The sequence below is a fragment of the Pontibacterium granulatum genome (assembly GCF_029961155.1).
GTDB classification, from domain to species: Bacteria; Pseudomonadota; Gammaproteobacteria; order Pseudomonadales; family Balneatricaceae; genus Pontibacterium; species Pontibacterium granulatum.
On the sequence record NZ_JASBRH010000023.1, the window covers coordinates 39,310 to 61,199 of the forward strand.

The 21,890-nt window shown below is 54.7% G+C and carries 19 protein-coding genes; 12 read left to right on the forward strand and 7 right to left on the reverse strand.

Annotated features, from left to right (window positions below):
• Positions 1-9 precede the first annotated feature (9 nt).
• From kdsB to murB, 3 genes are read left to right on the forward strand one after another with little or no spacing between them, the layout of a single operon-like run.
• Positions 10-780 carry a 3-deoxy-manno-octulosonate cytidylyltransferase gene (kdsB, locus tag QKW35_RS17080; protein ID WP_282355089.1) on the forward strand — a complete coding sequence of 257 codons (771 nt, stop codon included), beginning with the start codon at positions 10-12 and terminating at the stop codon, positions 778-780.
• On the forward strand, positions 777-1,253 hold the full coding sequence (locus tag QKW35_RS17085) for a low molecular weight protein-tyrosine-phosphatase (RefSeq protein ID WP_282355090.1): 477 nt from the start codon (positions 777-779) through the stop codon (positions 1,251-1,253). Before kdsB ends, QKW35_RS17085 begins: the two co-directional genes overlap by 4 nt.
• Positions 1,250-2,266 carry a UDP-N-acetylmuramate dehydrogenase gene (murB, locus tag QKW35_RS17090; RefSeq protein ID WP_282355092.1) on the forward strand — a complete coding sequence of 339 codons (1,017 nt, stop codon included), beginning with the start codon at positions 1,250-1,252 and terminating at the stop codon, positions 2,264-2,266. The genes QKW35_RS17085 and murB overlap by 4 nt, the downstream gene beginning before the upstream one ends.
• Before the next feature lie 97 nt (positions 2,267-2,363).
• Here murB and rne read toward each other — a convergent pair whose 3' ends face one another.
• Positions 2,364-5,381 (reverse strand): ribonuclease E, encoded by a 3,018-nt coding sequence (gene rne / locus QKW35_RS17095; protein ID WP_282355094.1) that lies wholly within the window; start codon positions 5,379-5,381, stop codon positions 2,364-2,366.
• A gap of 589 nt (positions 5,382-5,970) precedes the next feature.
• Between rne and rluC the strand changes: the two genes are divergently transcribed.
• The 3 genes from rluC (at position 5,971) to cysB (ending at position 9,131) form a co-directional block, all read left to right on the forward strand.
• Complete coding sequence (gene rluC, locus QKW35_RS17100; RefSeq protein WP_282355096.1) at positions 5,971-6,945, forward strand: 23S rRNA pseudouridine(955/2504/2580) synthase RluC; 975 nt, start codon at positions 5,971-5,973, stop codon at positions 6,943-6,945.
• Positions 6,946-6,950: 5 nt separating this feature from the next.
• Positions 6,951-8,060 (forward strand): coiled-coil domain-containing protein, encoded by a 1,110-nt coding sequence (locus tag QKW35_RS17105; RefSeq protein ID WP_282355097.1) that lies wholly within the window; start codon positions 6,951-6,953, stop codon positions 8,058-8,060.
• Between the two features lie 96 nt (positions 8,061-8,156).
• Complete coding sequence (cysB, locus tag QKW35_RS17110) at positions 8,157-9,131, forward strand: HTH-type transcriptional regulator CysB (protein WP_282355100.1); 975 nt, start codon at positions 8,157-8,159, stop codon at positions 9,129-9,131.
• Positions 9,132-9,218: 87 nt separating this feature from the next.
• Here cysB and QKW35_RS17115 read toward each other — a convergent pair whose 3' ends face one another.
• The 3 genes from QKW35_RS17115 to QKW35_RS17125 are packed head-to-tail and all read right to left on the reverse strand — an operon-like array spanning position 9,219 to position 12,321.
• Complete coding sequence (locus tag QKW35_RS17115) at positions 9,219-10,244, reverse strand: LLM class flavin-dependent oxidoreductase (protein WP_282355102.1); 1,026 nt, start codon at positions 10,242-10,244, stop codon at positions 9,219-9,221.
• Entirely contained in the window at positions 10,241-10,645 is a 405-nt protein-coding gene (locus QKW35_RS17120) for a GlcG/HbpS family heme-binding protein (protein WP_282355104.1), read from the reverse strand. Before QKW35_RS17120 ends, QKW35_RS17115 begins: the two co-directional genes overlap by 4 nt.
• Positions 10,642-12,321: a sigma-54-dependent Fis family transcriptional regulator gene (locus QKW35_RS17125; protein WP_282355106.1), complete on the reverse strand. Its 1,680-nt coding sequence runs from the start codon at positions 12,319-12,321 to the stop codon at positions 10,642-10,644. The genes QKW35_RS17120 and QKW35_RS17125 overlap by 4 nt, the downstream gene beginning before the upstream one ends.
• A gap of 108 nt (positions 12,322-12,429) precedes the next feature.
• Here QKW35_RS17125 and QKW35_RS17130 point away from each other — a divergent pair, with 108 nt between their 5' ends.
• Together QKW35_RS17130 and thrH are read left to right on the forward strand one after the other, a co-directional pair.
• Positions 12,430-13,326 carry a LysR family transcriptional regulator gene (locus QKW35_RS17130; protein WP_282355108.1) on the forward strand — a complete coding sequence of 299 codons (897 nt, stop codon included), beginning with the start codon at positions 12,430-12,432 and terminating at the stop codon, positions 13,324-13,326.
• 348 nt (positions 13,327-13,674) lie between these two features.
• Entirely contained in the window at positions 13,675-14,292 is a 618-nt protein-coding gene (gene thrH / locus QKW35_RS17135; protein WP_282355110.1) for a bifunctional phosphoserine phosphatase/homoserine phosphotransferase ThrH, read from the forward strand.
• Positions 14,293-14,483: 191 nt separating this feature from the next.
• Here the strand turns inward: thrH and QKW35_RS17140 are convergent, their stop codons facing one another.
• Entirely contained in the window at positions 14,484-15,716 is a 1,233-nt protein-coding gene (locus tag QKW35_RS17140) for a TMEM143 family protein (RefSeq protein WP_282355112.1), read from the reverse strand.
• 142 nt (positions 15,717-15,858) lie between these two features.
• Here QKW35_RS17140 and QKW35_RS17145 point away from each other — a divergent pair, with 142 nt between their 5' ends.
• Positions 15,859-18,207, forward strand: coding sequence for a helicase-related protein (locus QKW35_RS17145; RefSeq protein ID WP_282355115.1), 2,349 nt, complete (start codon positions 15,859-15,861; stop codon positions 18,205-18,207).
• A 31-nt stretch (positions 18,208-18,238) separates the two neighbouring features.
• Entirely contained in the window at positions 18,239-18,736 is a 498-nt protein-coding gene (locus QKW35_RS17150) for a gamma-glutamylcyclotransferase family protein (RefSeq protein ID WP_282355117.1), read from the forward strand.
• A gap of 75 nt (positions 18,737-18,811) precedes the next feature.
• Here the strand turns inward: QKW35_RS17150 and QKW35_RS17155 are convergent, their stop codons facing one another.
• Positions 18,812-18,949 carry a hypothetical protein gene (locus QKW35_RS17155; RefSeq protein ID WP_282355119.1) on the reverse strand — a complete coding sequence of 46 codons (138 nt, stop codon included), beginning with the start codon at positions 18,947-18,949 and terminating at the stop codon, positions 18,812-18,814.
• 261 nt (positions 18,950-19,210) lie between these two features.
• Between QKW35_RS17155 and QKW35_RS17160 the strand changes: the two genes are divergently transcribed.
• Positions 19,211-19,384 (forward strand): hypothetical protein, encoded by a 174-nt coding sequence (locus tag QKW35_RS17160; RefSeq protein ID WP_282355121.1) that lies wholly within the window; start codon positions 19,211-19,213, stop codon positions 19,382-19,384.
• Between the two features lie 17 nt (positions 19,385-19,401).
• Here the strand turns inward: QKW35_RS17160 and pabB are convergent, their stop codons facing one another.
• A complete protein-coding gene (pabB, locus tag QKW35_RS17165; protein ID WP_282355123.1) occupies positions 19,402-20,751 on the reverse strand; it encodes an aminodeoxychorismate synthase component I in 1,350 nt (449 codons plus the stop codon).
• Between the two features lie 193 nt (positions 20,752-20,944).
• Between pabB and QKW35_RS17170 the strand changes: the two genes are divergently transcribed.
• Positions 20,945-21,808 (forward strand): alpha/beta fold hydrolase, encoded by an 864-nt coding sequence (locus QKW35_RS17170; RefSeq protein ID WP_282355125.1) that lies wholly within the window; start codon positions 20,945-20,947, stop codon positions 21,806-21,808.
• Positions 21,809-21,890 lie beyond the last annotated feature (82 nt).

A 21,890-nucleotide genomic window follows, 5' to 3' on the forward strand; every position in this document is an offset into this window, starting at 1 on the left:
GATTCTGTTATGAGCTTTACCGTTATCATTCCGGCGCGTTATGCGTCCAGCCGCTTTCCGGGTAAGCCGTTGGCAGACCTTGCCGGTAAGCCGATGGTGCAGCATGTGTATGAGCGGGCCCTGGAGAGTGAGGCTGATCGCGTAATCATTGCGACCGATGATCAGCGTATCGCGGACGTTGCGACCGGTTTTGGTGCCGAGGTGTGTATGACCTCCGCAGATCATCCGTCCGGTACCGACCGTTTGCAGGAAGTGGTAAAGCTGCAGGGCTTTTACGCAGATGACATCGTTGTCAACGTTCAGGGTGATGAGCCGCTGGTGCCGCCGCGTGTGATCAACCAAGTGGCGCATAACCTGAAAGCAGAACCTACCGCAAGTATCGCGACATTGAGTGAGCCAATAGAAGATGTAGAAGCGCTGCTAAATCCGAACGTGGTGAAGGTGGTGAGCGATGCTAAAGGGCGGGCACTCTATTTCAGTCGTGCGCCGATGCCGTGGCCGCGTGACCAGTTTAATACCGAGGAAGGACGTCAGCGGATGCCGCAAGGCTTCTCCTGGCAGCGCCATATCGGTATCTACGCGTATCGTGTAAAACTGTTGAACGACTTTGTGACCTGGCCGCCAGCGCCGCTGGAAGAGACCGAGTGTCTGGAGCAGCTGCGTGCGATGTGGAACGGTGCGCAGATTCATGTGGCACTGGCTGATGAGCTGCCACCGGCGGGCGTAGATACACCGGAAGATCTGGAGCGTATTCGTCAACTCCTGGAGTCTCAGGCATGACACGGGTGCTTTTTGTCTGCCTGGGCAATATCTGTCGATCTCCGACAGCGCATGGTGTGTTTCAGCACTGCGTGGACCGGGCGGGGCTGGCGGATCTGGTCGAGGTGGATTCTGCCGGCACTGCGGCCTATCACGTGGGTAACAGTCCGGATCCGCGCTCTATGGCTGCAGCGCGTCAGCGTGGATACGATCTCAGTCCGCTGCGAGCGCGTCAGGCGGTCGAAGAGGATTTTGACCGGTTTGATTATATTCTGGCCATGGATCACAGCAATCTGAGCAATCTCAAGCGTATTCAACCTGATCACTTTGGTGGTCACCTGGGGTTGTTCCTTGAATTTGCGCATCAGTTTGATGACGTTGAAGTGCCTGATCCTTACTACGGCGGTGATGAGGGGTTCAGTCATGTGCTGGACTTGGTTGAAGCGGCCTCTGAAGGATTGTTGGCACAGATCCGGCAGGAGCTGGCCCGTTGAGCGCACCGTTGAAAAACGCCGATCTCACCGCGCTGAACAGCTTTGGATTTGCTTCACGTGCTCAGTATCTTTTTGATGCTGCAAGCGATTCCGAGTTGTTGGAGGCCGTCGCTTTTGCCTGTGAGCAAGAGTTGCCGTTTCTGGTGATCGGTGGTGGTAGCAATCTGGTATTGGATGAATACATCCCGGGCGTGGTGGTGCGTCAGACCTCCAGTGGTTATCGGTTGCTAGAAGAGGATGAGCAATCTGTACTGCTTGAGGTGGCGGCAGGGCAGAACTGGCATCAGTTGGTTGAACAAACCGTACATGCGGGCTGGAGCGGTCTGGAAAATATGGCGTTGATCCCGGGAACGGTTGGCGCTGCGCCTGTACAGAATATCGGTGCTTACGGTGTGGAGCTGAAAGACAGGTTTGTATCACTTACAGCTTACGACCGCGAAGAGCGAGTGTTTGTTGAGTTTTCCGCATCGCAGTGTTGCTTTGAATACCGCAATAGTATCTTTAAATCCGGTGCGCCTGGACGCTACATCATTACTCGTGTGCGACTGCGCTTAAGCAAGCTTTTTGCGCCCAGGACGGGTTACGGTGTCCTCTCTCACTATCTCGATGGACAGGACGTCACTGCGCAGCGTGTATTTGACGCGGTCGTTGCCATTCGTCAATCCAAGTTACCTGATCCTCAGGATTTGGGAAATGCCGGCAGTTTCTTTGAAAACCCCGTGGTACCGGTTGAGCAATGTGAGCGGCTTCGTGCTGAATATCCCGATCTGGTGGCCTACCCTGAGCGTGACGGCTTCATGAAGCTGGCGGCTGGCTGGCTGATTGATCAGGCGGGGTGGAAAGGTTATCGGGCCGGTCATGTCGGTGTGTATGAAAAACAGGCGCTGGTGCTGGTCAATTATGGTCAGGGTTCGGCGCGAGAGCTGATGATGTTGGCGGCGAAGATTCAGGCTTCGGTGATGGAGAAATACGGTGTGGCCTTGGTGCCTGAGCCTCGCTGTTACCCACAATAGTGCGAGAGTGTATCAATAAAAAACCGCGCATTAGCGCGGTTTTTTTGTGTCTGTTATTCATCGCAGCAGCGAAGTGCTGCGATGAACGGGCTATTGCTTAGTTGTCCTGCTGATCCGTTTTGGCAGCCTTCTCAGCTTCCTGCTGGCGGCGACGGATTTCGCGAGGGTCGTTGGGCGCACGGGATCCGCGACGGCGACGACGTGGTGCGGCTTCCTCTTGCGGTGCTGCTTGATCTTCACTCGCAGCGGCCTTTTCAGCTTCAGCTTTTGGTTCTTCTGCTTTTGCTTCAGCAGACTCCGCAGTTGCATCGCTAGCTTCTTCTGCAGGTGCTGCTTCAGCTTTCTCATCAGCAGGGCTGCTTTCGGCTGCTTCTGCTTCGGTTTCTGCTGCTTCTGCTTCGGTTTCTGCTGCTTCTGCTTCAGGAGCTGCCGCTTCGGTAGGAATTTCCTCTGCTTCAGGTTCTGCTTTTGCCTCAGTCGCGGCAGTTTCTTCTGCTTTGGCTTCGGTCTCTGCTGCAGGTGCTGCTTCTTTCGCCGCTGCTTCTTCTGTTGGTGCTTCAGCTTCTGCAGCAGGTTTCTCTGCTTTAGCTTCTTCTGCAGGTGCTTCGGCTGCAACAGGCTCTACTGCTGCTTCGGCTTCTTCAGATACCTGAGCGGTTTCCTCTGCCTTGGCAGGTTCGGAAGCAGGCGTGGTTTCCGCATTGGCTTCAGCTGCGGCGCTTTCAGCTGCGGTGCCTTTGCTTTCGGTTGCTGTTGGCTGGGCTTCCGCTTTGGCTTCAGGTTCTGCCTGTTCAGGCGCAGTGGTTTTGGCAGTTTTTGGCTCTTCAGCTTTGCCTGTCGTAGTTACTGCTTCGGTCGCTTTGGCTTCAACCGCTGCGCTATCTGGTGCTGTGGTTGTCACGGCTTCAGCTACCGCATCGGTAGTTGTCTGCTCGGTAACTTCAGCGTTGCTACGCTTAGCGGTGCGCTCGGAACCGCGACGGCGACGGCCACGACGGCGAGGATTGCGTGGTGCTTCTTCGCTCTTCTCTTCGGGCTTCGCTTCCTGGGTTTCTGCGCTTTCCGCTTTGCTTTCGCGCTGCTCCTTGGTTGCAGCTGCTTTACGGTCGTCTCCGTCTTTGCGGCTCTTGCGGCGGCGACGGGACTTGCTTGGTTTTTCCTGTTCTTCAGCTACCAGAGGCTGATCCGGTTCTGGCTGGATGGTGATGATTTCGTCGCTGTCTTTTTTGTTGCGACGGCGGTCATCACGGCGGCGACCTTTCTTGCCGCTCAGCTTGCGGCCGCCACGTTCTTCACGCTTTTCGCGGGTGTCACGGCTTTCAGATTTGTCTTCTGCTGCGGGTTCCGCTTTTGCTTCCGGCTTCGCTTCTTCGCCACCGCCAAACAGGCTGCGGAACAGGCGTCCAAAGAAGGAGCTGCTTTGCTGTGGTGTTGCGGCTGCGCTAGGCTGTGTCGGAGCGGCAACAGGGGCTTCTGGTGCCTCCTGAACCGGAGCTTCCTGAGGCGCGGGAGTCTTCGGTGCTACGGTGCGCACGGCAGCCTGTTCACGTGGTGCTACAGTCTTGGTGCTGGCTTCGATTTCCGGCAGCTGTTCTTCTGGCTCGGGCTGTAGGGTGTAGCTGGCATCGTTGGTGGTAGCAACGGTGTGGTCATCGCGCAGGCGTACTACTTCGTAGTGCGGTGTTTCCATGTTTGGATTCGGCACGATCACAACGCGCACGTTGTGGCGCAGCTCAACATCGTGAACTGCGTGACGCTTTTCGTTCAGCAGGAAGGTCGCGACGGTAACCGGTAGGATCGCGCGGATCTGTGCGGTGCGGTCTTTGGCGGATTCTTCTTCAATCAAGCGCAGGATGGACAGCGCCAGTGATTCGGTGTCACGGATGGTGCCCTGGCCGTTACAGCGCGGACATACCACACCGCGGCTTTCTGCCAGGGAAGGGCGCAGGCGCTGACGGGACATTTCCAGCAGGCCAAAGCGGGAGATTCGGCCGGTCTGTACGCGGGCGCGGTCCAGCTTCAGTGCGTCACGCAGGCGGTTTTCCACTTCGCGCTGGTTTTTGATCGGTGTCATATCGATGAAGTCGATCACGATCAGGCCGCCGATATCACGCAGGCGTAACTGGCGAGCGATCTCGTCCGCCGCTTCCAGGTTGGTGTTCAGTGCGGTTTCTTCGATATCGCCACCGCGCGTTGCGCGTGCAGAGTTGATATCGATGGATACCAGTGCTTCGGTTGGATCGATCACAATAGAGCCGCCAGACGGCAGTTTCACTTCGCGCTGGAACGCTGTTTCGATCTGAGTCTCGATCTGGAAGCGGTTGAACAGAGGAGTTTGTTCGGCGTAGTGCTTAATTTTCTGCTCGTAAGACGGCATTACCTGGGTAACGAAGTTTTTCGCATCGTTGTATACCGCTTCATCGTCGATCAGTACTTCACCGATGTCGGCGCGCAGGTAGTCGCGGATAGCGCGAATCACCACGTTGCTTTCCTGATAGATCAGGAAAGGTGCTTTGCGGGATTCCACTTCCTTGATTGCGCTCCACAGGGTGGCCAGGTAGTCCAGGTCCCACTGTAGCTCTTCGGTTGAGCGGCCAATGCCGGCGGTACGGACGATGATCCCCATTTTGTCAGGGATGTTTACGCCGTCTAGAGCTTCTTTCAGTTGGGTGCGGTCGCTACCTTCTATGCGGCGGGAGATGCCGCCGGCACGTGGATTGTTTGGCATCAGGACCAAGTAGCGGCCAGCCAGGCTGATAAAGGTGGTCAGTGCAGCGCCTTTGTTGCCGCGCTCCTCCTTGTCCACCTGAACGATAACCTCTGTGCCCTCGCGTACCACTTCTTTGATGTTCGGGCGCGAACCGCGCTCTGGTTGCTTGGAGAAGTATTCGCGGGAGATCTCTTTCAGGGGCAGGAAACCGTGGCGCTCGGCACCATAGTCAACAAATGCCGCTTCCAGGCTTGGCTCTACGCGGGTGATACGGCCTTTGTAGATGTTGGCTTTTTTCTGCTCGCGGGAGCCGGATTCTATATCCAGGTCATACAGGCGCTGGCCATCAACCAGCGCTACGCGCAACTCTTCAGGCTGAGTTGCGTTAATCAGCATTCTTTTCATTGGTATGAACGTTCTCTTTAGGAACGTATCTCAAACCCCACTATTCGTGCGATCTTCGTGGCGCTTTAGGGGCGCAATCCTGTCCTGTAAGGCATGGTCATATCAGCGCGGCAGCCGGATGGGGCTGGTTACGATCTATATCTCGCGCGCACAACGGCCCGCGCAGCGCAGGCTCTGTCAAAGCGCTGCGCTGCGGGTCTTATTATTGTGTGACCACACGGTCGCAAGCGGCGACCGGCGGTTATGCCTATCGGTGGAGGAAACTTCAGCCTCTGTTATTCTTCTGGTTTGTTGTGTCTGCCGTTTATTAAGGGCAGGTTCCTGGCTGAAGTGCGTCTCCACCTCCGACCGGACCTTGTCACAAGGCCAGTGGGTGAAATACGTTCCGAATTAAAAAATCTTTTTACGTGCGACAGTTATCGCAATTCTTCGGCTGTTGTGGAGCGACGTGAGACACGCCCGCTGTATTAATTTTCGCGAATTGGCGAGTGATTGCATAAAGATAAAGCCAATTGTCCACAGCAGCGCTAGAATATAGCAGCTATAACCCTAGGCATCAATTCGACGCGGTGGACTCTATCCTATTCATATGTCAGAAAAAAACAGCAGTACAAATACGTCAGTAAGGTTTGTTGAAATCGAGGAAGATTTTGACGGACAACGGATCGATAATTTCCTTCGCACCGAACTAAAAGGTGTTCCTAAAAGTCTCATCTACCGCATCCTGCGCAAAGGCGAGTTGCGCGTTAATAAAAAACGCGTGAAACCGGAGTACCGTCTGCAGGGTGGTGATCTGGTGCGTATTCCACCAATTCGTGTCGCCGAGCGCGACGAGGCGCCAAAACCTTCAGACAATCTTCAGCGGATACTGGAAGACTCCGTACTGTATGAAGATAAGGATCTGATTGTTGTGAATAAGCCTTCGGGACTGGCTGTGCACGGCGGTAGTGGCGTCAGTCTGGGGTTAATTGAGGCGTTCCGTCAGATTCGACCTGAATGTCGCTTTCTGGAGTTGGTGCATCGTCTTGATCGTGATACCTCCGGTTGTATCATGATTGCAAAAAAGCGTAGCGCCCTGAAATTCATGCACGAAGCGCTGCAAAAGAGTCGTATCACTAAAATTTACAACGCACTGGTCGATGGTTCTTGGTCTGAGCGTAAAAAACGCATCGATGCGCCGTTGCGTAAAAACGAGCTTAAATCGGGCGAACGCGTGGTGCGGGTTCAGGCAGACGGTAAGGCGTCGCTGACTGAGTACAAGGTGCTGCGTCGTATAGGTCGGGTAGCAACGCTGGTGGAGGCGCGACCAATTACCGGTCGTACCCATCAGATTCGTGTGCACTGCCAGTTTGCCGGTCATGCAATTATTGGCGATGACAAATATGGGCTGGACGAGACCAACCGCCACATGAAGGAAGTGGGAATCAAACGCCTGTTTTTGCATGCGGCGGAACTGCGTATCCCGTTGCCATCCGGCGGTCGGATGGTGATCAAGGCTCCTTTGGATAAACAACTTCTCGGTGCGATGGATGCACTTGATGAAAAACTGAAAACGATAGGCTGAGTTTGATGTCTGAGATGATCAGCAACGAGACTTTTTTTAGTGCTGCAGAGCGCATCATGGGTGAAGGTGGTATTCCAACCCTGGATGTAATGGCTGAAGCGTTGTCATGTGACGTTGATGAGCTGAAAGAACCGTACGAGGCGTGGTGGGCCCTGATTGCCAGCCGCATACGCGATGGCAGTCGTGCCGTTGACGTGAGTATTCAGGATGTTCCTGACGCTATCAACTCCGCATTCAGTCGTATCTGGAATGAAGCGCTTAACGAGGCGTACAACCGATTTAGTCTGGAACGCCGTAGCGCAAGCGCGGGTGTGGAGGAACAGAGTCGTCATCACGAAGAGGAGCTGATCCGTTCCCGCAACAATCTGGATGAGGTTGAAGACAAGTTGCGTCTTCAGATCGAACGTAACCAGGGAGCAGATATCCAGATCAAAGCACTGGAAGCGGAAGTAAAAGTGCTTAAGGCGAGCCTGGAATCCGAAACCGGGCAGCGCAAGGATCAGGAACATCGTGCGTCTGAGTTGGAGCATGAGATCGGGCAGTTGCGCCGAACCATCGATGAAGCACGTCGCACCTTCGAGCAGCGCCTGAAAGATGAGCAGCGTAACGCGTTGGAGACGGTGAGCAAATCAGAGGCAGACGTTCGTTACTACCGCAGCTCACTGGAGAAAGTACGGGAAGAGGCGGGTAAGAAGGAATCTGCGCTGACCAAGTCGATTCATGATCTGAAAGCGGAGCTGGCCAAGCGCGATGTAAAGATCGACAGCCACTTTACCCAGATCAAGAGCCTGGAATCGGAGTTGAAGGGAGTTAAGCAAAATCAAGGCAGCACAAACCGAGATCTGTCTAAACTAAATAGTCAGTTATTGGCGGAAACCAATAAGAATAAGCGACTGGAAGAGAAGATAACGGAGCTGCAGGAAGAGTTGCGTATTGCTCAGCAGAAAAAAGTGGTTGCTGGTAATGAGGCATCACGTCGAGAAAATACGATTCGCAACCAACTGAATGAACGCGAAGATGAGCTGGTGCGCCTGCGTGGTCGCAATGCGACGCTTGAGAAACGAATGATCGGTCTGGATGAAGAGATTCGTCGCTTGAAGGCTGCGGCACACTGAGTGCGCAGGAGCGCGAATCTGTTTAATTTATTCTAGACTGTTATAATAAACGCACTGTTAATTACCAAAAGCTTTGTTTTCCTTTGGGAGTAACGTATGAAACTGCAGCAGCTTCGTTACATTTGGGAGGTTGCCCGGCATGATCTGAATGTGTCGGCGACAGCTCAAAGCTTGTATACATCGCAGCCAGGCATCAGTAAGCAGATCCGTTTGTTGGAAGACGAGCTGGGTGTTGAGGTCTTTGCCCGCAGTGGTAAGCATCTGACCCGTGTGACCCCCGCCGGTCAGGCGATTCTGGACGTTGCAGGTGATATTCTGCAGAAGGTCGAGAGTATCAAACAGGTCGCACAGGAGTTTAGCGACGAGAAGAAGGGAAGTCTGGCGGTAGCAACCACGCACACGCAGGCACGTTACGCCCTGCCGGCCACGATCAATGGGTTTATCCAGCAGTATCCGGATGTGTCTCTGCACATGCAGCAGGGTACGCCGATGCAGATCTCCGAGATGGCCGCAGACGGCACCGTGGACTTTGCGATTGCTACCGAAGCACTGCAACACTTCAGTGATCTGATCATGATGCCGTGTTACCGCTGGAATCGCTCCGTGGTTGTGCCTAAGGATCATCCTCTGGCTCAGGTGTCCAAGCTGACACTTAAAGAGCTGGCTCAATACCCAATCGTTACCTACGTGTTTGGTTTCACCGGCCGTTCCAAGCTGGACGATGCATTCCAGCGCGAGGGGCTCGATCCTAAGGTGGTGTTTACTGCGGTAGATTCCGATGTCATCAAAACTTACGTTCGTCTGGGTTTGGGGGTGGGTATCATCGCGACCATGGCATACGAAGAAAATTTTGATGATGACCTGGTATGCCTGGATGCGAGTCATCTGTTCGAATCCAGCACCACCAAGATTGGTTTCCGTAAGGGGACCTTCCTGCGTGGTTACATGTACGACTTTATCGAGCGCTTCGCGCCACATTTGACGCCGGACGTAGTGCGCCAGGTTCAGGCTGCCAGCAACCGCGCTGAGATTGACGAGATCTTTGTGAATCAGGAGCTGCCAGATCTGTAATCTGGTTATGGTTGATCGATGACTAATTAAAGGGAGGCATAATGCCTCCTTTTTTGTGCCTGTTAAACGGCTGCCTCGCCGGGTGGCTTAGCGTTCAAATACCTGAGCCAATTTTCGGTAACTCTCCTGCCGTTTTTCAAAGTTGTGTGTTACGGCCACAACAATCACCTCATCCACATCATAAAACGAAGCCTGAGCCTCGAGTATCTCGCGGCAGCGCTCCGGGGTACCGGTCACCATTGAATCACGGGTGATATCAAAGGCGTGTTGATCCGAAGGTGAGAGTTTCTTGTAGAGGTCCATACACTCTTCCGGTGAACGAATTCCTTCCCGAATCCCGTTCGCAGCCTGGATCTTCCAGAACGCGTGGGATGCAGCGAGTAACTTTGCTTCTTCGGCGGTGTCAGCGCAGATGACCGCGCTGGAGATCATCGCTTCAGGGGTTTGCATGCGGCTACCCGGACGAGCCCGGAATGATGCTTTGTATTGCTGAATGATTTCAGCAGGGCGCTCGTGAGTACCAATAAACAGTGCGAGTACAAATCCCACGCCGAAGTGCGCCGCCAGGTCGACACTGCCGGCAGCTGAGCCGAGTGTCCACAGGTCCGGTGCGCTGCTGTCGGTGGGGGTGACGTGAAGCCCACCAAACGGATGTTCTTTAGGGATCCGGTTGTCGGCAAAGCCTACCAGTGCTTCCACCAGTTCAGGATAGATGTCTCGTTCCGCTGGGGTATTTGGATAAGCGAGCGCGCGACTGGGTAGCTCCGCGCCGCCTGGGGCACGACCGAAACCCAGGTCGATGCGTCCGGGGAAAAAGGCTTCCAGCGTACGAAATACTTCCGCCACTTTATAAGGGCTGTAGTGGGAGAGCATAATGCCGCCACTGCCCACCTTGATCTGTTGAGTGTGGGCGGCGATCTGGCCGATCACAATCTCTGGGCAGGGGCTGGAGTAGCTTGGGGTGGCATGATGCTCGGCGACCCAGTAACGGTGGTAGCCCAGCTCATCGCAGGTTTTTGCCAGCTCCAGCGTGCGCTGCAAGCCCTGGGTCTGGGAGTTGTTCTCGTGGGCAGGGGATTGATCAACGACGCTGAGTTTCAATTTATCGGTCATCGCACGCCCGCCTTATCCAGAGCATAGGTGGCGATCTCAAGGTCCTGCTCGGCGCTGCCGCCGGAGATGCCGAAGCCGCCAATCACGCCATTCGCCGCTTTCAGTGGGACCCCGCCCGGGAAACCCGTGAGTAATCCATTGCTCAGCTCTATCCCGGTGAGTTGTGCGTCCCGAATAAGCTGTCCGAAGTCGCCGGTGGGCATGGGAAACAGGGCGCAGGTGCGGGCTTTTCGCTGAGCGACGTCAGCCGAACCCAAAATCGCACCGTCCATGCGGCGGAACTCCAGCAAGTGTGCGCCACTATCGACAACAGCGATGGATACGTTGATGCCCATCTGTTGGGCTTTGTGTTCGGCCGCTTCGATCAGCTGGCGCGCGGTTTGGGAGCTAAGGGTATTCATAGGGACTGATCCAGCTTCTTGATTCTGTATGCAAGGGTTGGTCGAGAGATTCCAAGTGCGCGCGCTGCTTCGGATACGTTACCGTTAGCCTGATCCAGGGCGTGTTCAATGACCTTGTTTTCGATCGCCTCCATGGAGCCGCATTCCGCCAATGCTTCGCTGATCCAGTCAGAGGTGTTGTCGGTTTCGGCTTCCGGTGTGCGGTTATCAACCAGATGCCCCTGAGAGGACACCGTTTGGCTGGAATCCAGCTCAAGGGTTGGAAACAGGGCGTGGGCGCTGATGGGTTCGTTCTGTTCAGTGAGGATCAGGCCGCGTTCGATTACGTTCTCCAGTTCGCGCACGTTGCCCGGCCATTCGTAATTACTCATGGCGCGTATCGCCATATCGGACAGGCCAGCTACGCGTTTGTTGTAGAACGCCTGGTATTTCTCCATGAAGTGTTCGACAAGCAGGGAAATGTCTTCACGCCTTTCGCGCAACGGAGGAATATTGATCGGATATACATTCAATCGGTAGAAGAGATCTGCACGAAAGCGTCCCTCTTCCACGGCTTGCTCGAGGCTTTCGTTGGTGGCGGCGACAACGCGGATATCAATCTTGCGCGTTGCCGTATCACCCACGCGTTCCAGTTCCGATTCCTGCAACACGCGCAGCAGAGTAGCCTGGGCACGCGGGGTCAGTTCGATCACTTCGTCGAGGAAGATCGTACCGCCGTTGGCGCGTTCAAATTTTCCGGCGCGGGACTGGGTGGCGCCGGTATAAGCGCCGCGCTCTACACCAAACAGTTCCGATTCGATCAGGTCCGGTGGAATTGCGGCGCAGTTCACGGCAATAAACGGCTCATCTGCCCGTTCACTGGCCTGATGGATGCCGCGGGCGACCAGTTCCTTACCGACACCGGTTTCGCCCAGCAATAACACCGTCACTTTGCCGGGGGCGGCTTTATGTGCCAACTTGCAGACCTGTTGGTAGGCGGGGGACTGACCGCGGAAGTTGCCCAGCGTCGATTCTGAGTCGATCTTATGGCGCAGTACCGAAATTTGGGATTGCAGCTCGTACAGTTCTTCTATGATGCGATCGCTGGAGAAGTAACCACGGTAGACATCCGCATCGTCCCACTCTTCGGCAGGGCGTCCGACAAATAGACATTGGTCGTCGCCACAGCCGCGGCAGGTCACTTCTTTAAACAGAATCTCACGACCCAGCAATGCAGAGGTATAAGCGCTGGCATGCCCCATCAGGCTCCAGCAGACCGGCTCGTCGAGCATACCCAGTTCGCCGCGAAACATCTCGGCTTCGTAAGAATCGTGTAACCGGTATTCGGCATAGAAGTGACCTTCACCCAGCTGCAATGTGCACTCTTCGATGCGCACCATCCCTTTAAGGGCGTGCAGGTTAAAGCCGGTCCGTAATAGGGTGGTGGCGTCATCTGATTCGGCCAGCTTCAGTGCCAGTTGGGCATCCTTTTTACCCAGGCTGTAACCCAAGCGCATAAAGAAGCCTTTGGCGCGTTCCAGCCCAAGCGTCTCGATCTGTTCTTTGCGGAAATCGGCCAGGGCGCCCAGTTGCAGGAGCAGTACGCGCTGCTCTTCAAACCAGATTTTGCCATCGCTGTCGTGGAAGCGGATCTGGCGGCTGAGGTTCGGGGTGTCACGGATAACGGCGGTTTCCATGCGCGCTCCACTGTTTTAATTATTGTATGGATATGATTCTATTAAATTTCGTTTTTCAACATTATGGCGAATCTCGGGATTCTAAATCCCGTAATCGGGATTAGGGCGATGGACTATCACAACCTCTTCATATTTATAAAAGTGATGGAGAAAGGCAGTTTTCTGGGGGCGTCCCGCTCGCTAGGTATGCCTACCTCGACGGTGAGCCGTCGGGTGCAGAGTCTGGAGGAGAGTCTGGGCTATCGCCTGTTGCACCGCAGTGCGCGCAAGTTGGCGTTAACGGAAGCGGGGGAGTTATTCTATCGACGTTGTCAGCCGCTGTTTGCGGAGTTGGAACATGCAACCAAATCGCTGGATGGTGAGCTAACGTCGCCGTCCGGCGAGCTGCGTATTACCGCACCGGTATCGCTCTCCAACGAGCTGCTTGATCCCTGGTTCTTTGAGTTTATGGAGAGGTATCCCAAGATCCGCCTTGAGCTGATGCTGGTGAATCGCAATATCGATCTCATGGATGAAGGTGTGGATATCGCTTTCCGTATCGGTGAGATCAAGCTCAAGGACTGGATCAGTCGCTCGCTGTTCCATTCGCGGTTTACTCTGTGTGCCAGTCCGGCGTTTATTGAAAAAAACGGTGAGCTTGAGCACCCCTCTGAATTGGCAGGGTTGCCACTGGTCATTCCACGCCGCTCGCCGATCTGGCATTTCCATCATACCGGCGGCGAGCAGATTTCCATTGGCGGTGAGTCCCGGGTGCGGGTGGATGAGTTGAGCACGGCGGCTAAAGCGGTTGTTAATGGCTTGGGGGTGGGTAATCTACCCAACTACGTGGTGGATGATCTGTTGAGAAGTGGACAGTTGGTGCGCTTGTTGCCGGCATGGGAACCCGCCGGGCGCGAGGTGCAGATGCTGTACCCGCATCGCAAATACCTGCCAAACAAGGTGCGCTTGTTTGTTGAGTTCATTATGGAGAAGGTTGAGCGGTACCGCCTGACCCTAAACAACTAACGGTCACTCTCTACCCCGTGGTTTCCCCTATGTCATTGCAAGCGTTTTCGGGAGGGGGTACATTGGCGCGCAACCAACCTGCAAATTAAACAGGCGGCCGATTAAGTCTGATTGTGGGTTAAGGAACTTGCGAACGAGTCCGAGACTTTCTCTGCGAGCGATAAAACAGCTTTTACCCAAAGGGCACGCTGATGTGCGAAAGGCAGCGCAGTGGAATGACGAGCCCTTTCCAAGCTGCCTGACAAAACAGAAAGCTGTTTTAGCGATCGCCCTCCGGGGCATTCAGAGGCGTTTCGGACTCATTTGCAAGTTCCCGTATAACTATAAAACCACTTAGGAGGAGTTTCCGTGGAACTCGCATGTCTTGACCTGGAAGGTGTACTGATTCCAGAAATCTGGATCGCATTCGCCGAAGAAACCGGTATCGAAGAGCTGAAAGCTACCACCCGCGATATCCCTGACTACGATGTATTGATGAAGCAGCGCCTGCGCATTCTGGATGAGCATGGCCTTACGTTGCCTCAGATTCAGGACACCATCAGCCGCCTGTCCCCGTTGGAAGGCGCGGCAGACTTTGTTAACTGGCTGCGTGAGCGCTTTCAGGTGGTGATTCTCTCTGACACCTTCTACGAATTTGCAGCACCACTGATGGCACAGTTGGGCCACCCAACTCTGTTGTGTCACAAGCTGGAAGTCGACGGCAGCGGTCGTATCACCGACTACACCCTGCGCCAGCGAGATCCTAAGCGTCAGTCTGTGCGTGCGTTCCAGTTGCTGAACTACCGCGTGATTGCAGCAGGTGACTCCTACAATGACACCACCATGCTGACGCAGGCGGAGTCCGGTATCCTGTTCCATGCACCGGACAATGTGATCGCTGAGTTCCCACAGTTCCCGGCAGTACACAGCTACGAAGACCTGAAGCAGGAATTCCTGAAAGCGAGTGTTCGTGATCTGAGTCTGTAAGATTGCCGCGCTTTACCGCATGAAAAAGCCACCTATCGAGGTGGCTTTTTTGTGGTTCATCGTCAAGCAGTGTGGAACAGAAGCATCAACTCCCGTGTAGGTTGGCCTTCGCAACGCGAAGCCCAACAGGTACAGAGCAATGTTGAGTCCGTTGTTGGGCATCGCTCCGTGAAGACCAACCTGCAATGGGATTATGCAAACCTGAACAGTTGGTCCCAGTGTTGATCCAGGCTGACAAGCGCATCGGATAGTGGGGCGGCAACCACGCGGCCATCTGGCGTTTCCGATACCAGTTGCAGGCGTTTGAGTTTGCCAATCGCGTCGTTGATTTCAAAGTCCAGCACACAGTTGTACTGCTCGGCAAACCAGCGCTCGATTGCCCGGTCCAGCTCAGGCGCGTTCAATGGTGCATCGTGGGTCAGCAGGAAGTAATAGGCCAGTATCGCCTCCTTGCACTCTTCCTCCTCAGCATCGTCGATCAGGCGATGGAACACACCGGCGTTGTTGTCGAGATTCTTGAAGTAGAGGTTTTGGGTGAGTGATTGTATAAAGCGAAGCTTGCGGTTTTTGAAGTTATTAAGCTGCTTCCACAGATAGCTGCCTACTGCGCCAAAGCTTGCAAAAATTGCAATCAGCGCCGCCTTATCCAGCTCGACCGGGTTTGAGTGCAGTCCTAGCCAGAATCCAAGCAGTGACCCCAGTAACACCAGGGTGGCACCCAGCTTGGTGCTGATCACAATGCCGCCGCTCACCACCGCGGGCACACCGATCATCAGCTTGTCTATGAGGCGCATCCGTACCGCAGTATTGGGGAACAACATCTCCAGGTCCGCTTTGGGTACGTTCTTGAAAAGCTTGAGGATGACGCTGCCGGGTTTGATCTCTCTGGCGGCTGCCAGTTTGGGATCAAGATCGTCACGAAAGCGAATGTAGATCACCACCCGGTCATAGTTCACAAACTGCACATCACGTGGCTTCAGGCCAAACAGGGTTGGCAGTGATTCTGTACGAACCGATTCACCGCGGCAGTAGAACAGCACTTCGGCAAACTCGTCAAAGTCCACGTGCAGTTTGATCTTAAACAGTGAGTCTTCGGACAGGGCCAGGGCTAAGTCCGCTTCAGAGACCTGTTCAAAGTTGGCTTTATCCAACAGCTGCTCAAGTTCTTTTACAAACCGATCACACTGGGAGGTTTCGGCTTTGACGGCGCGGGTGTCCCGGTCAGGGTTCAGTGTGCTGAAGCTGTCCTTCAGTCGTTCCGCCCGCTGGTGAAACTCGAAGTGAAAGAGAGCCTGGATCAGTGAACTGCAGTTTTTGAATTCATTCTGCTCTTGGGGATTGAGTCGACCGTCATCCAGGCACATCTGCACGATATCGCTCTTTCGGAAGGGGATAAAACGGGTAGCGGGGGGCTTCAGGTCCATGTCGCAGGCATTCCACAGCAGCCAAATCGAACGCTCTATTCTACGGTGAACTTGGCGAAAGCCGAAATAGGAATCACTGAAACCGCGGGTAACAGTGATAAGATGGCGTTTTCCTCTGTTGTTGCTGAACGTTCTGGCTTTTATGTCTACTGTACTGCCCATCGACTCAATCGAATCCACCTTTATAGCAAAACTGAAAGATACCCATCTGGTGGTTGCTGCGGCGACAGGCTCGGGTAAGTCGACCCGATTGCCAATCTGGGCAGCGGGGCAAGGGCGAGTGCTGGTGATCGAACCTCGGCGGGTAGCGTGTACCGCGCTTGCCGGATTTGTGGCAGAGCAAACAGAGACCCGCTTAGGCGAGGATGTGGGGTATGCGATCCGCTTCGATAATCGTTATCAGTCGACAACACGCATTATCTTTGTAACCCCCGGTGTTGCACTGCGCTGGTTTGCTGAGGACCGGCTGAGCGGTTTCGATACTGTCATTCTGGATGAGTTTCATGAACGGCGCTGGGATACCGACCTTCTGCTGGCACAACTTAAGCAGCAGGTGCAGCACCGGTTGGTGCTGACGTCGGCGACATTGAATGCACAGCGTCTGGCGGATTACCTGACTGCAGATGTGTTACAGGCTGATGGGCGTAACTTTGATGTTGAGCTGTTTCATCGCGCGAAAGATCCTCGCCAGATGCCCGACGCCAGAGAACTTGAGCAACAGATAAGGGCCGCAGTCAGTGACTACTTCGATCGGCATCGCGGCGATACGCTGGTTTTCCTGCCGGGGCGAAAAGAGATCCAGCAAACGATGGCTGCGCTCAAGGTGATTGACGCTGATGTAATTCCACTGCACGCCAGTGTCAGCGCTGAAGATCAGAAGCGCGCATTGAGCGTGGGATCACGACGTCGAGTAATTCTGGCGACCAACGTGGCCGAAACTTCTCTGACGATTCCGGGTGTGACGCTGGTGGTTGATTCGGGATTGGAGCGCCGCACTCATCAGCGTAATGGACGCACGGTGCTGGGGCTGCATACCATTTCCAAGGCCAGTGCCGAGCAGCGTAAAGGGCGTGCCGGTCGTGTGGAAGCGGGCCTGTGCGTAAGGCTTTGGGGGGAGCATGCACCGCTTGAGCTAGTGACACCCCCGGAAGTACAGCGTGAAGAGCTGGCCGACATGATGCTGGCAGCAGCCTGTTCGGGGTATTCGCTGGATGCCTTGAGTTTTGCGGATACGTTACCTGAAAAGTCGCTGCGGCTGGCGCGGGACAAGCTGTTGGAGATGCGGGCAATAGACGAGGCAGGGCAGGTAACCGAACTCGGCATCAAGCTGTTCCCGTTACCGCTCGACACCCAGTTTGCTCACCTGATCACCGCGATGCCTAACCCGTCGTTGCAGGGTGCAATGGTGGACCTGGCCGCATCGCTGAGTGCGGGTGGCCGTTGGCTTAAACTGCCAAAAAGCGAGCAAGGATTACAGGCCGTTCAGGCCTGGCTGTCGGTGCCCTGTGATGCGTTAACACTGATAGCTGCCCTGAGAGGGCAGGCTAAGGAAAGCGTACCGGAAGAGATCGGGATTGACCGTGCCGGGTGGAAAGAGGCGCGTCGTCTGGCAACCCAGATCCGTTCCGCACTGGGGCTGGGAGAGATTCCCGCCGGGATCGACTTTGACCGGGACCAGTGGCTGCTCGCGGTGATGCAGGCTCAACCGGCGACCGTATATATTCGTCGCGCCAAACGGCGTGGCGCGATGGGCAATGGATATGCAGAGATTATGGTTGGTGAACAGTGCCGGATGAGTGAAGAGTTTGAGGCTGCTGTACTGCTCGATGACTACAGTATGCCGGGGCGGGGTACACGCCAGACGCTGACCATTGGCACATGCCTGGCGCCGGTTAAACTGGGTCTGTTGGTACAGGCAGGTCTGGGTGAGCTTAAGCAGGGGCGGGTGATCTGGGAAAGTGGCCAGCTGAGCGTCGAACAGCAGCGGACCTATGTTGAACGTGTGATCCACTCTGAAACGGTTATTCCAGAAGGTGAGGTTGCGCGCCGCGCTATTGCCGAGCTCATTCTGCGTGGGAGCCTCATGCCGGGGGTGGCTGATCAGCTGAGACGGGATCTTGACGCCTGGTCGCTGTTTGTCGCATTAGGCGAGGCTGAGGGCGACGTGCCTGAAGCTGAAACCTGGTTGCGCAACCAACTGGAGTTGTTGGGGGTTGAGCAGGCGGATGATATGGCGTTGATTGACGCTACCGATCTGCAGTTTGAGGGCATACCGGATTGGCAGCGTAACGCCTTTGATGAGAAATACCCGATGCTGCTGAGTCTGGGAGATCTGCGTCTGAAAGTGCACTACGATGTAAAGAAGAAGCAGGTGGTGATCGAGAGGCTCGCGGGTACACGCAAGGATGACCCCAAACGCTGGGAATTGCCCGTCTGGAAAGGCTGGAAGATCCGCTATAAAAAGGCCAGTCGGGTTGTGGATATCCGTTAATCTGTTGTTCAACCACAGGCAGGGGGATTGGATGTACTACTTCGCGTACGGATCAAACATGTCGCTTAAGCGTATACAGGCACGGGTGCCGAGTGCAGAAGTGTTGGCGAACGCCACGTTATCGCGCTATCAGCTGCGCTTTCACAAATCCGGCAAAGATCAGTCAGCCAAGGCGGATGCTCACTTTACCGGCCGAACTGCTGATCAGGTGTTGGGTGTCGTGTATTGCATCGATCCGGTGGAGAAGCCTTACCTGGATAATGCCGAAGGGCTGGGTGTGGGATACGAGTGTATCGATGTTGAACTCAAACTGGAGGATGGTCAGTCGCTCACTGCGTTTGCGTATGTGGCGTTGCATATCGATCGCGGGATGAAGCCGTTTCAGTGGTACAAACAGCATGTGCTGCAGGGTGCTCTGGAGGCGGGGCTGCCGGATGACTATGTGGCGCTTATCCACGAAGTCTCTGCCATTGACGATCCTGATGCGGAGCGACACATGAGAGAAACGATCATCTATAAAGCAGGGTGAGGTGTCGGCGAAGATGACGCGCTAGCGTCCCTGCCTGCGACGTACTGTGTTCGTGTGTGAGTGAGTTGATATTTATTAGACTTGCCCCAGTTGAATGACCAGTGTGCTTACAAAACCTGCTATAAACATACCAGCGGACAGGGCGATGTAGGCTATGCCTAACTTGCGCACCATCGGAAAGGTGCTGCTCAGTTTACTGATTACATTGTTCATAGTACTGCTCTTCAATACTCCTTCGATCAAACCCCGGAATGGGGATTCCACCGCAATTGATGAACCTATGATTGTACGAAAAACGATCAGGCACGGGCAATCGGTATTAAGTACCATAATCTGATCTCGCTCATAGGTTGAGTCTCTTGTGAGCGAGGGCAGGAGAGGGTGCTGGTGTTATCGACATGCTGCTTGGGTGCTATACCCGCCACTCTGATTCGTCTAAGCTAGAGTGAATCGCCGTTTTTAAAAAGAGACGTTATGAGTAAAAACGTAATCGATTTCAATGCTAAACAGGACGAAGCCCGTCATCGCCGGAAAGAGAAAAATCTGGATAAGATGCAGGCGCGCTTTGAGAAAGCACTGCCCACGGAAGAAAAAGATCCTAAGAAGAAACTGCTGAATATCTTCAAGAAGGGCAAGCCTAAAAAGTAGCGGCTTGCCCGCGCTGGTCATGACAGCGTGTTCTCCAGAGCCTGCAGCAGGTTGTTTACCTTGTTGTAGGTCTCCTCGTACTCCATATCACTCACCGAATCCGCCACGATACCTCCGCCGGCCCAGCAGTGAATCTTGTTGTCTTCACAGAGCAGGGTGCGAATGGTGATGCTGGTGTCCATCTGCCCACAGAAACTGATGTAACCAATGGAGCCGCAATACACGGAACGTCGGTGGGGTTCTAGCTCGTCGATGATCTCCATCGCGCGGATCTTAGGCGCACCGGTAATCGATCCGCCCGGGAAGCAGTGTTCCAACAGGTCTATCTCGGAGAAGTTTTTGTCCAGCTCGCCGGTCACTGTGGTTACCAGGTGGTGAACGTTACGGTAACTCTCTACGGCGAACAGACGTGGTACCTTCACCGTGCCCAGCTCGCAGGCCTTGCTCAGGTCATTGCGCAGCAGATCTACGATCATCAGGTTTTCGGCGCGATCCTTAGTGGAGCTGCGCAGTTCTTCCTTCAGCGCGGCATCTTCTGTTTTGTCGGCTGAGCGCGGACGAGTGCCCTTGATCGGCTTGGTGGTTACCTTGTTGTCTTTGACTTCCAGGAACTGCTCCGGAGACAGGGACAAGATCGCACCGTGTTCGGTTTCTATATATGCCGCGTAGGGTACGGGCGCCGCCTTGCGCAGCTGCTGGTATGCTGCCCACGGATCACCTTTATAACCACTGCTGAAGCGCTGGGCAAAGTTGACCTGGTAGCAATCACCGGCATGGATATAGTCGTCAATTTTTTTCAGGGCGCTGTGGTATTCGTTTTCACTCACGTTGGAGTGGAACTGGCCGGTCAGCGCAAACTGGCTGTTATCGTTGCGTTCAGTTGTCAGCAGTGCTTCGATCTGGTCGAGTTGTAAATTGTCGACACTTTTTTCTGTGCCCTCTGCCGCGACTAGGGTGCAACGCTCCAGGTGGTGATCAACCACTACTGCCCATAGGTAGACACCCACCACCATGTCTGGGTAACGGGTATCTTTCTGTGCCGAATCCGGCATCGATTCCAGCGCACGTCCCAGATCGTAGGAAAAGTGCCCAATCAACCCACCCTGAAAAGGCAGGTTGGGATCAGTTTCCAGTTCAAAGGCGTAGCGGCTACTCAGCGCGCGCAGCTGATCGAAGGGATTATCGCCGTTCGTGGCGTCCACTGAGAACTGCACCTGCTCGGCAGGCGCCGCAGCGATAATATCAAAACGGCCGTAAGGGCAGAGCGGACGGCCGCTATCCAGATACACCGCGTTGCCAAGGCCACGGATGCGATTGAAATAGATACTGCTGTCGGCAACGTATGGAAGAGAACGCCGATTACTCAATGCTTGTTCTACCTATGGATGGAGTAAACGCGCATTGTAACGGGGTGTCGAGGACAAATCGAGTCGTGGTGCGACGCTGTTTTTGATTAATAAGTCGTTATTTCGCATCGGCTTATTTAGTCCACTATGTATTAGGGTAAGATTGTCAGCAATTCTACATTGTTCTACTCAGGTCTTTCAGGAATTCACACGCATGAACCACCCGTTCACCCAAACCACCCGTGAGTTAAGACTCGCCGACCAGATCATCACCTACCGTCTATATAAGAACCCGGATATCGACAGCAAACGCAAGCTGGTATTGCTGCACGGCGCCGGTGTGGCGGGTGTAGATACCTGGGAAGCGATCGTGGCCTTTCTGGCCCATTGGGGCGAGGTATTGGTGCCGGATCAGCGTGGTATGGGTGATACCCATTATCCGGATGGCAAGGAATATGCCTACGACGTACAGGCGCTGGTCGCGGATATGAACGCATTGGTGGACCACCTGGGCTGGTGGGCTTTTGATCTCGGCGGATACTCTATGGGTGGTCTGGTGTCTCTGCTATTTAAGCAGCAGCACAGCGACCGTGTGGGTAAGCAGTTCCTGCTGGAATCGGCCGTGCTTGACCGCGCCTGCTGGCAGAGTACGGTTGAGCTACGCCAGCGTTACTCCGACGCTGCCGTGCAATTGCGCAATGACGACGTACGCTCCGGCGTTGTTGGTTTTCTGGATGCGATTTCGCCTAATCGCCGAGTCTCTCCACAGGTGGAAGAACTGACCATCAACCGACTGGGTGCCCGCCCGGAAGGGTTTGCCAATGCGCTGGATTGCGTCACCCGTGCCATCAATGAGATCGATCGCGACGCACTGGTGGCGGCGCAGGGGGATGTCACCAGCTTTATTGGCGGCAACAGTGTAGAGCTGATGCACGAGTACCAGAAAGAGCTGGCCGAGCGCCTGCCGAACTGGCACTACTTCATGATGCCCGGGACCGATCACTCCCTGCCTTACCAGAAGCCGCGCCAGATTGCGCGGATTATGAACAGCGAAATGGATCGTTTTCTCGGGAAATAATCTGGCGGTGCTTCCTGCACCGCTTCAGGCCCTGAAAATCCTCTAGACTTTTGTATAGTGTTGACACTTTTTCGGCAAAATT

What these genes read in the sequence shown, in the direction of transcription:
- QKW35_RS17085 (WP_282355090.1), top strand. Translation starts at nt 777, where the DNA reads ATGACACGGGTGCTTTTTGTCTGCCTGGGCAATATCTGTCGATCTCCG.
- QKW35_RS17155 (WP_282355119.1), bottom strand. Translation starts at nt 18,949, where the DNA reads ATGAACAATGTAATCAGTAAACTGAGCAGCACCTTTCCGATGGTGCGC.
- cysB (WP_282355100.1), top strand. Translation starts at nt 8,157, where the DNA reads ATGAAACTGCAGCAGCTTCGTTACATTTGGGAGGTTGCCCGGCATGAT.
- QKW35_RS17105 (WP_282355097.1), top strand. Translation starts at nt 6,951, where the DNA reads ATGTCTGAGATGATCAGCAACGAGACTTTTTTTAGTGCTGCAGAGCGC.
- rluC (WP_282355096.1), top strand. Translation starts at nt 5,971, where the DNA reads ATGTCAGAAAAAAACAGCAGTACAAATACGTCAGTAAGGTTTGTTGAA.
- QKW35_RS17115 (WP_282355102.1), bottom strand. Translation starts at nt 10,244, where the DNA reads ATGACCGATAAATTGAAACTCAGCGTCGTTGATCAATCCCCTGCCCAC.
- QKW35_RS17170 (WP_282355125.1), top strand. Translation starts at nt 20,945, where the DNA reads ATGAACCACCCGTTCACCCAAACCACCCGTGAGTTAAGACTCGCCGAC.
- QKW35_RS17150 (WP_282355117.1), top strand. Translation starts at nt 18,239, where the DNA reads ATGTACTACTTCGCGTACGGATCAAACATGTCGCTTAAGCGTATACAG.
- QKW35_RS17140 (WP_282355112.1), bottom strand. Translation starts at nt 15,716, where the DNA reads ATGGACCTGAAGCCCCCCGCTACCCGTTTTATCCCCTTCCGAAAGAGC.
- rne (WP_282355094.1), bottom strand. Translation starts at nt 5,381, where the DNA reads ATGAAAAGAATGCTGATTAACGCAACTCAGCCTGAAGAGTTGCGCGTA.
- QKW35_RS17160 (WP_282355121.1), top strand. Translation starts at nt 19,211, where the DNA reads ATGAGTAAAAACGTAATCGATTTCAATGCTAAACAGGACGAAGCCCGT.
- QKW35_RS17125 (WP_282355106.1), bottom strand. Translation starts at nt 12,321, where the DNA reads ATGGAAACCGCCGTTATCCGTGACACCCCGAACCTCAGCCGCCAGATC.
- kdsB (WP_282355089.1), top strand. Translation starts at nt 10, where the DNA reads ATGAGCTTTACCGTTATCATTCCGGCGCGTTATGCGTCCAGCCGCTTT.
- QKW35_RS17145 (WP_282355115.1), top strand. Translation starts at nt 15,859, where the DNA reads ATGTCTACTGTACTGCCCATCGACTCAATCGAATCCACCTTTATAGCA.
- QKW35_RS17130 (WP_282355108.1), top strand. Translation starts at nt 12,430, where the DNA reads ATGGACTATCACAACCTCTTCATATTTATAAAAGTGATGGAGAAAGGC.
- QKW35_RS17120 (WP_282355104.1), bottom strand. Translation starts at nt 10,645, where the DNA reads ATGAATACCCTTAGCTCCCAAACCGCGCGCCAGCTGATCGAAGCGGCC.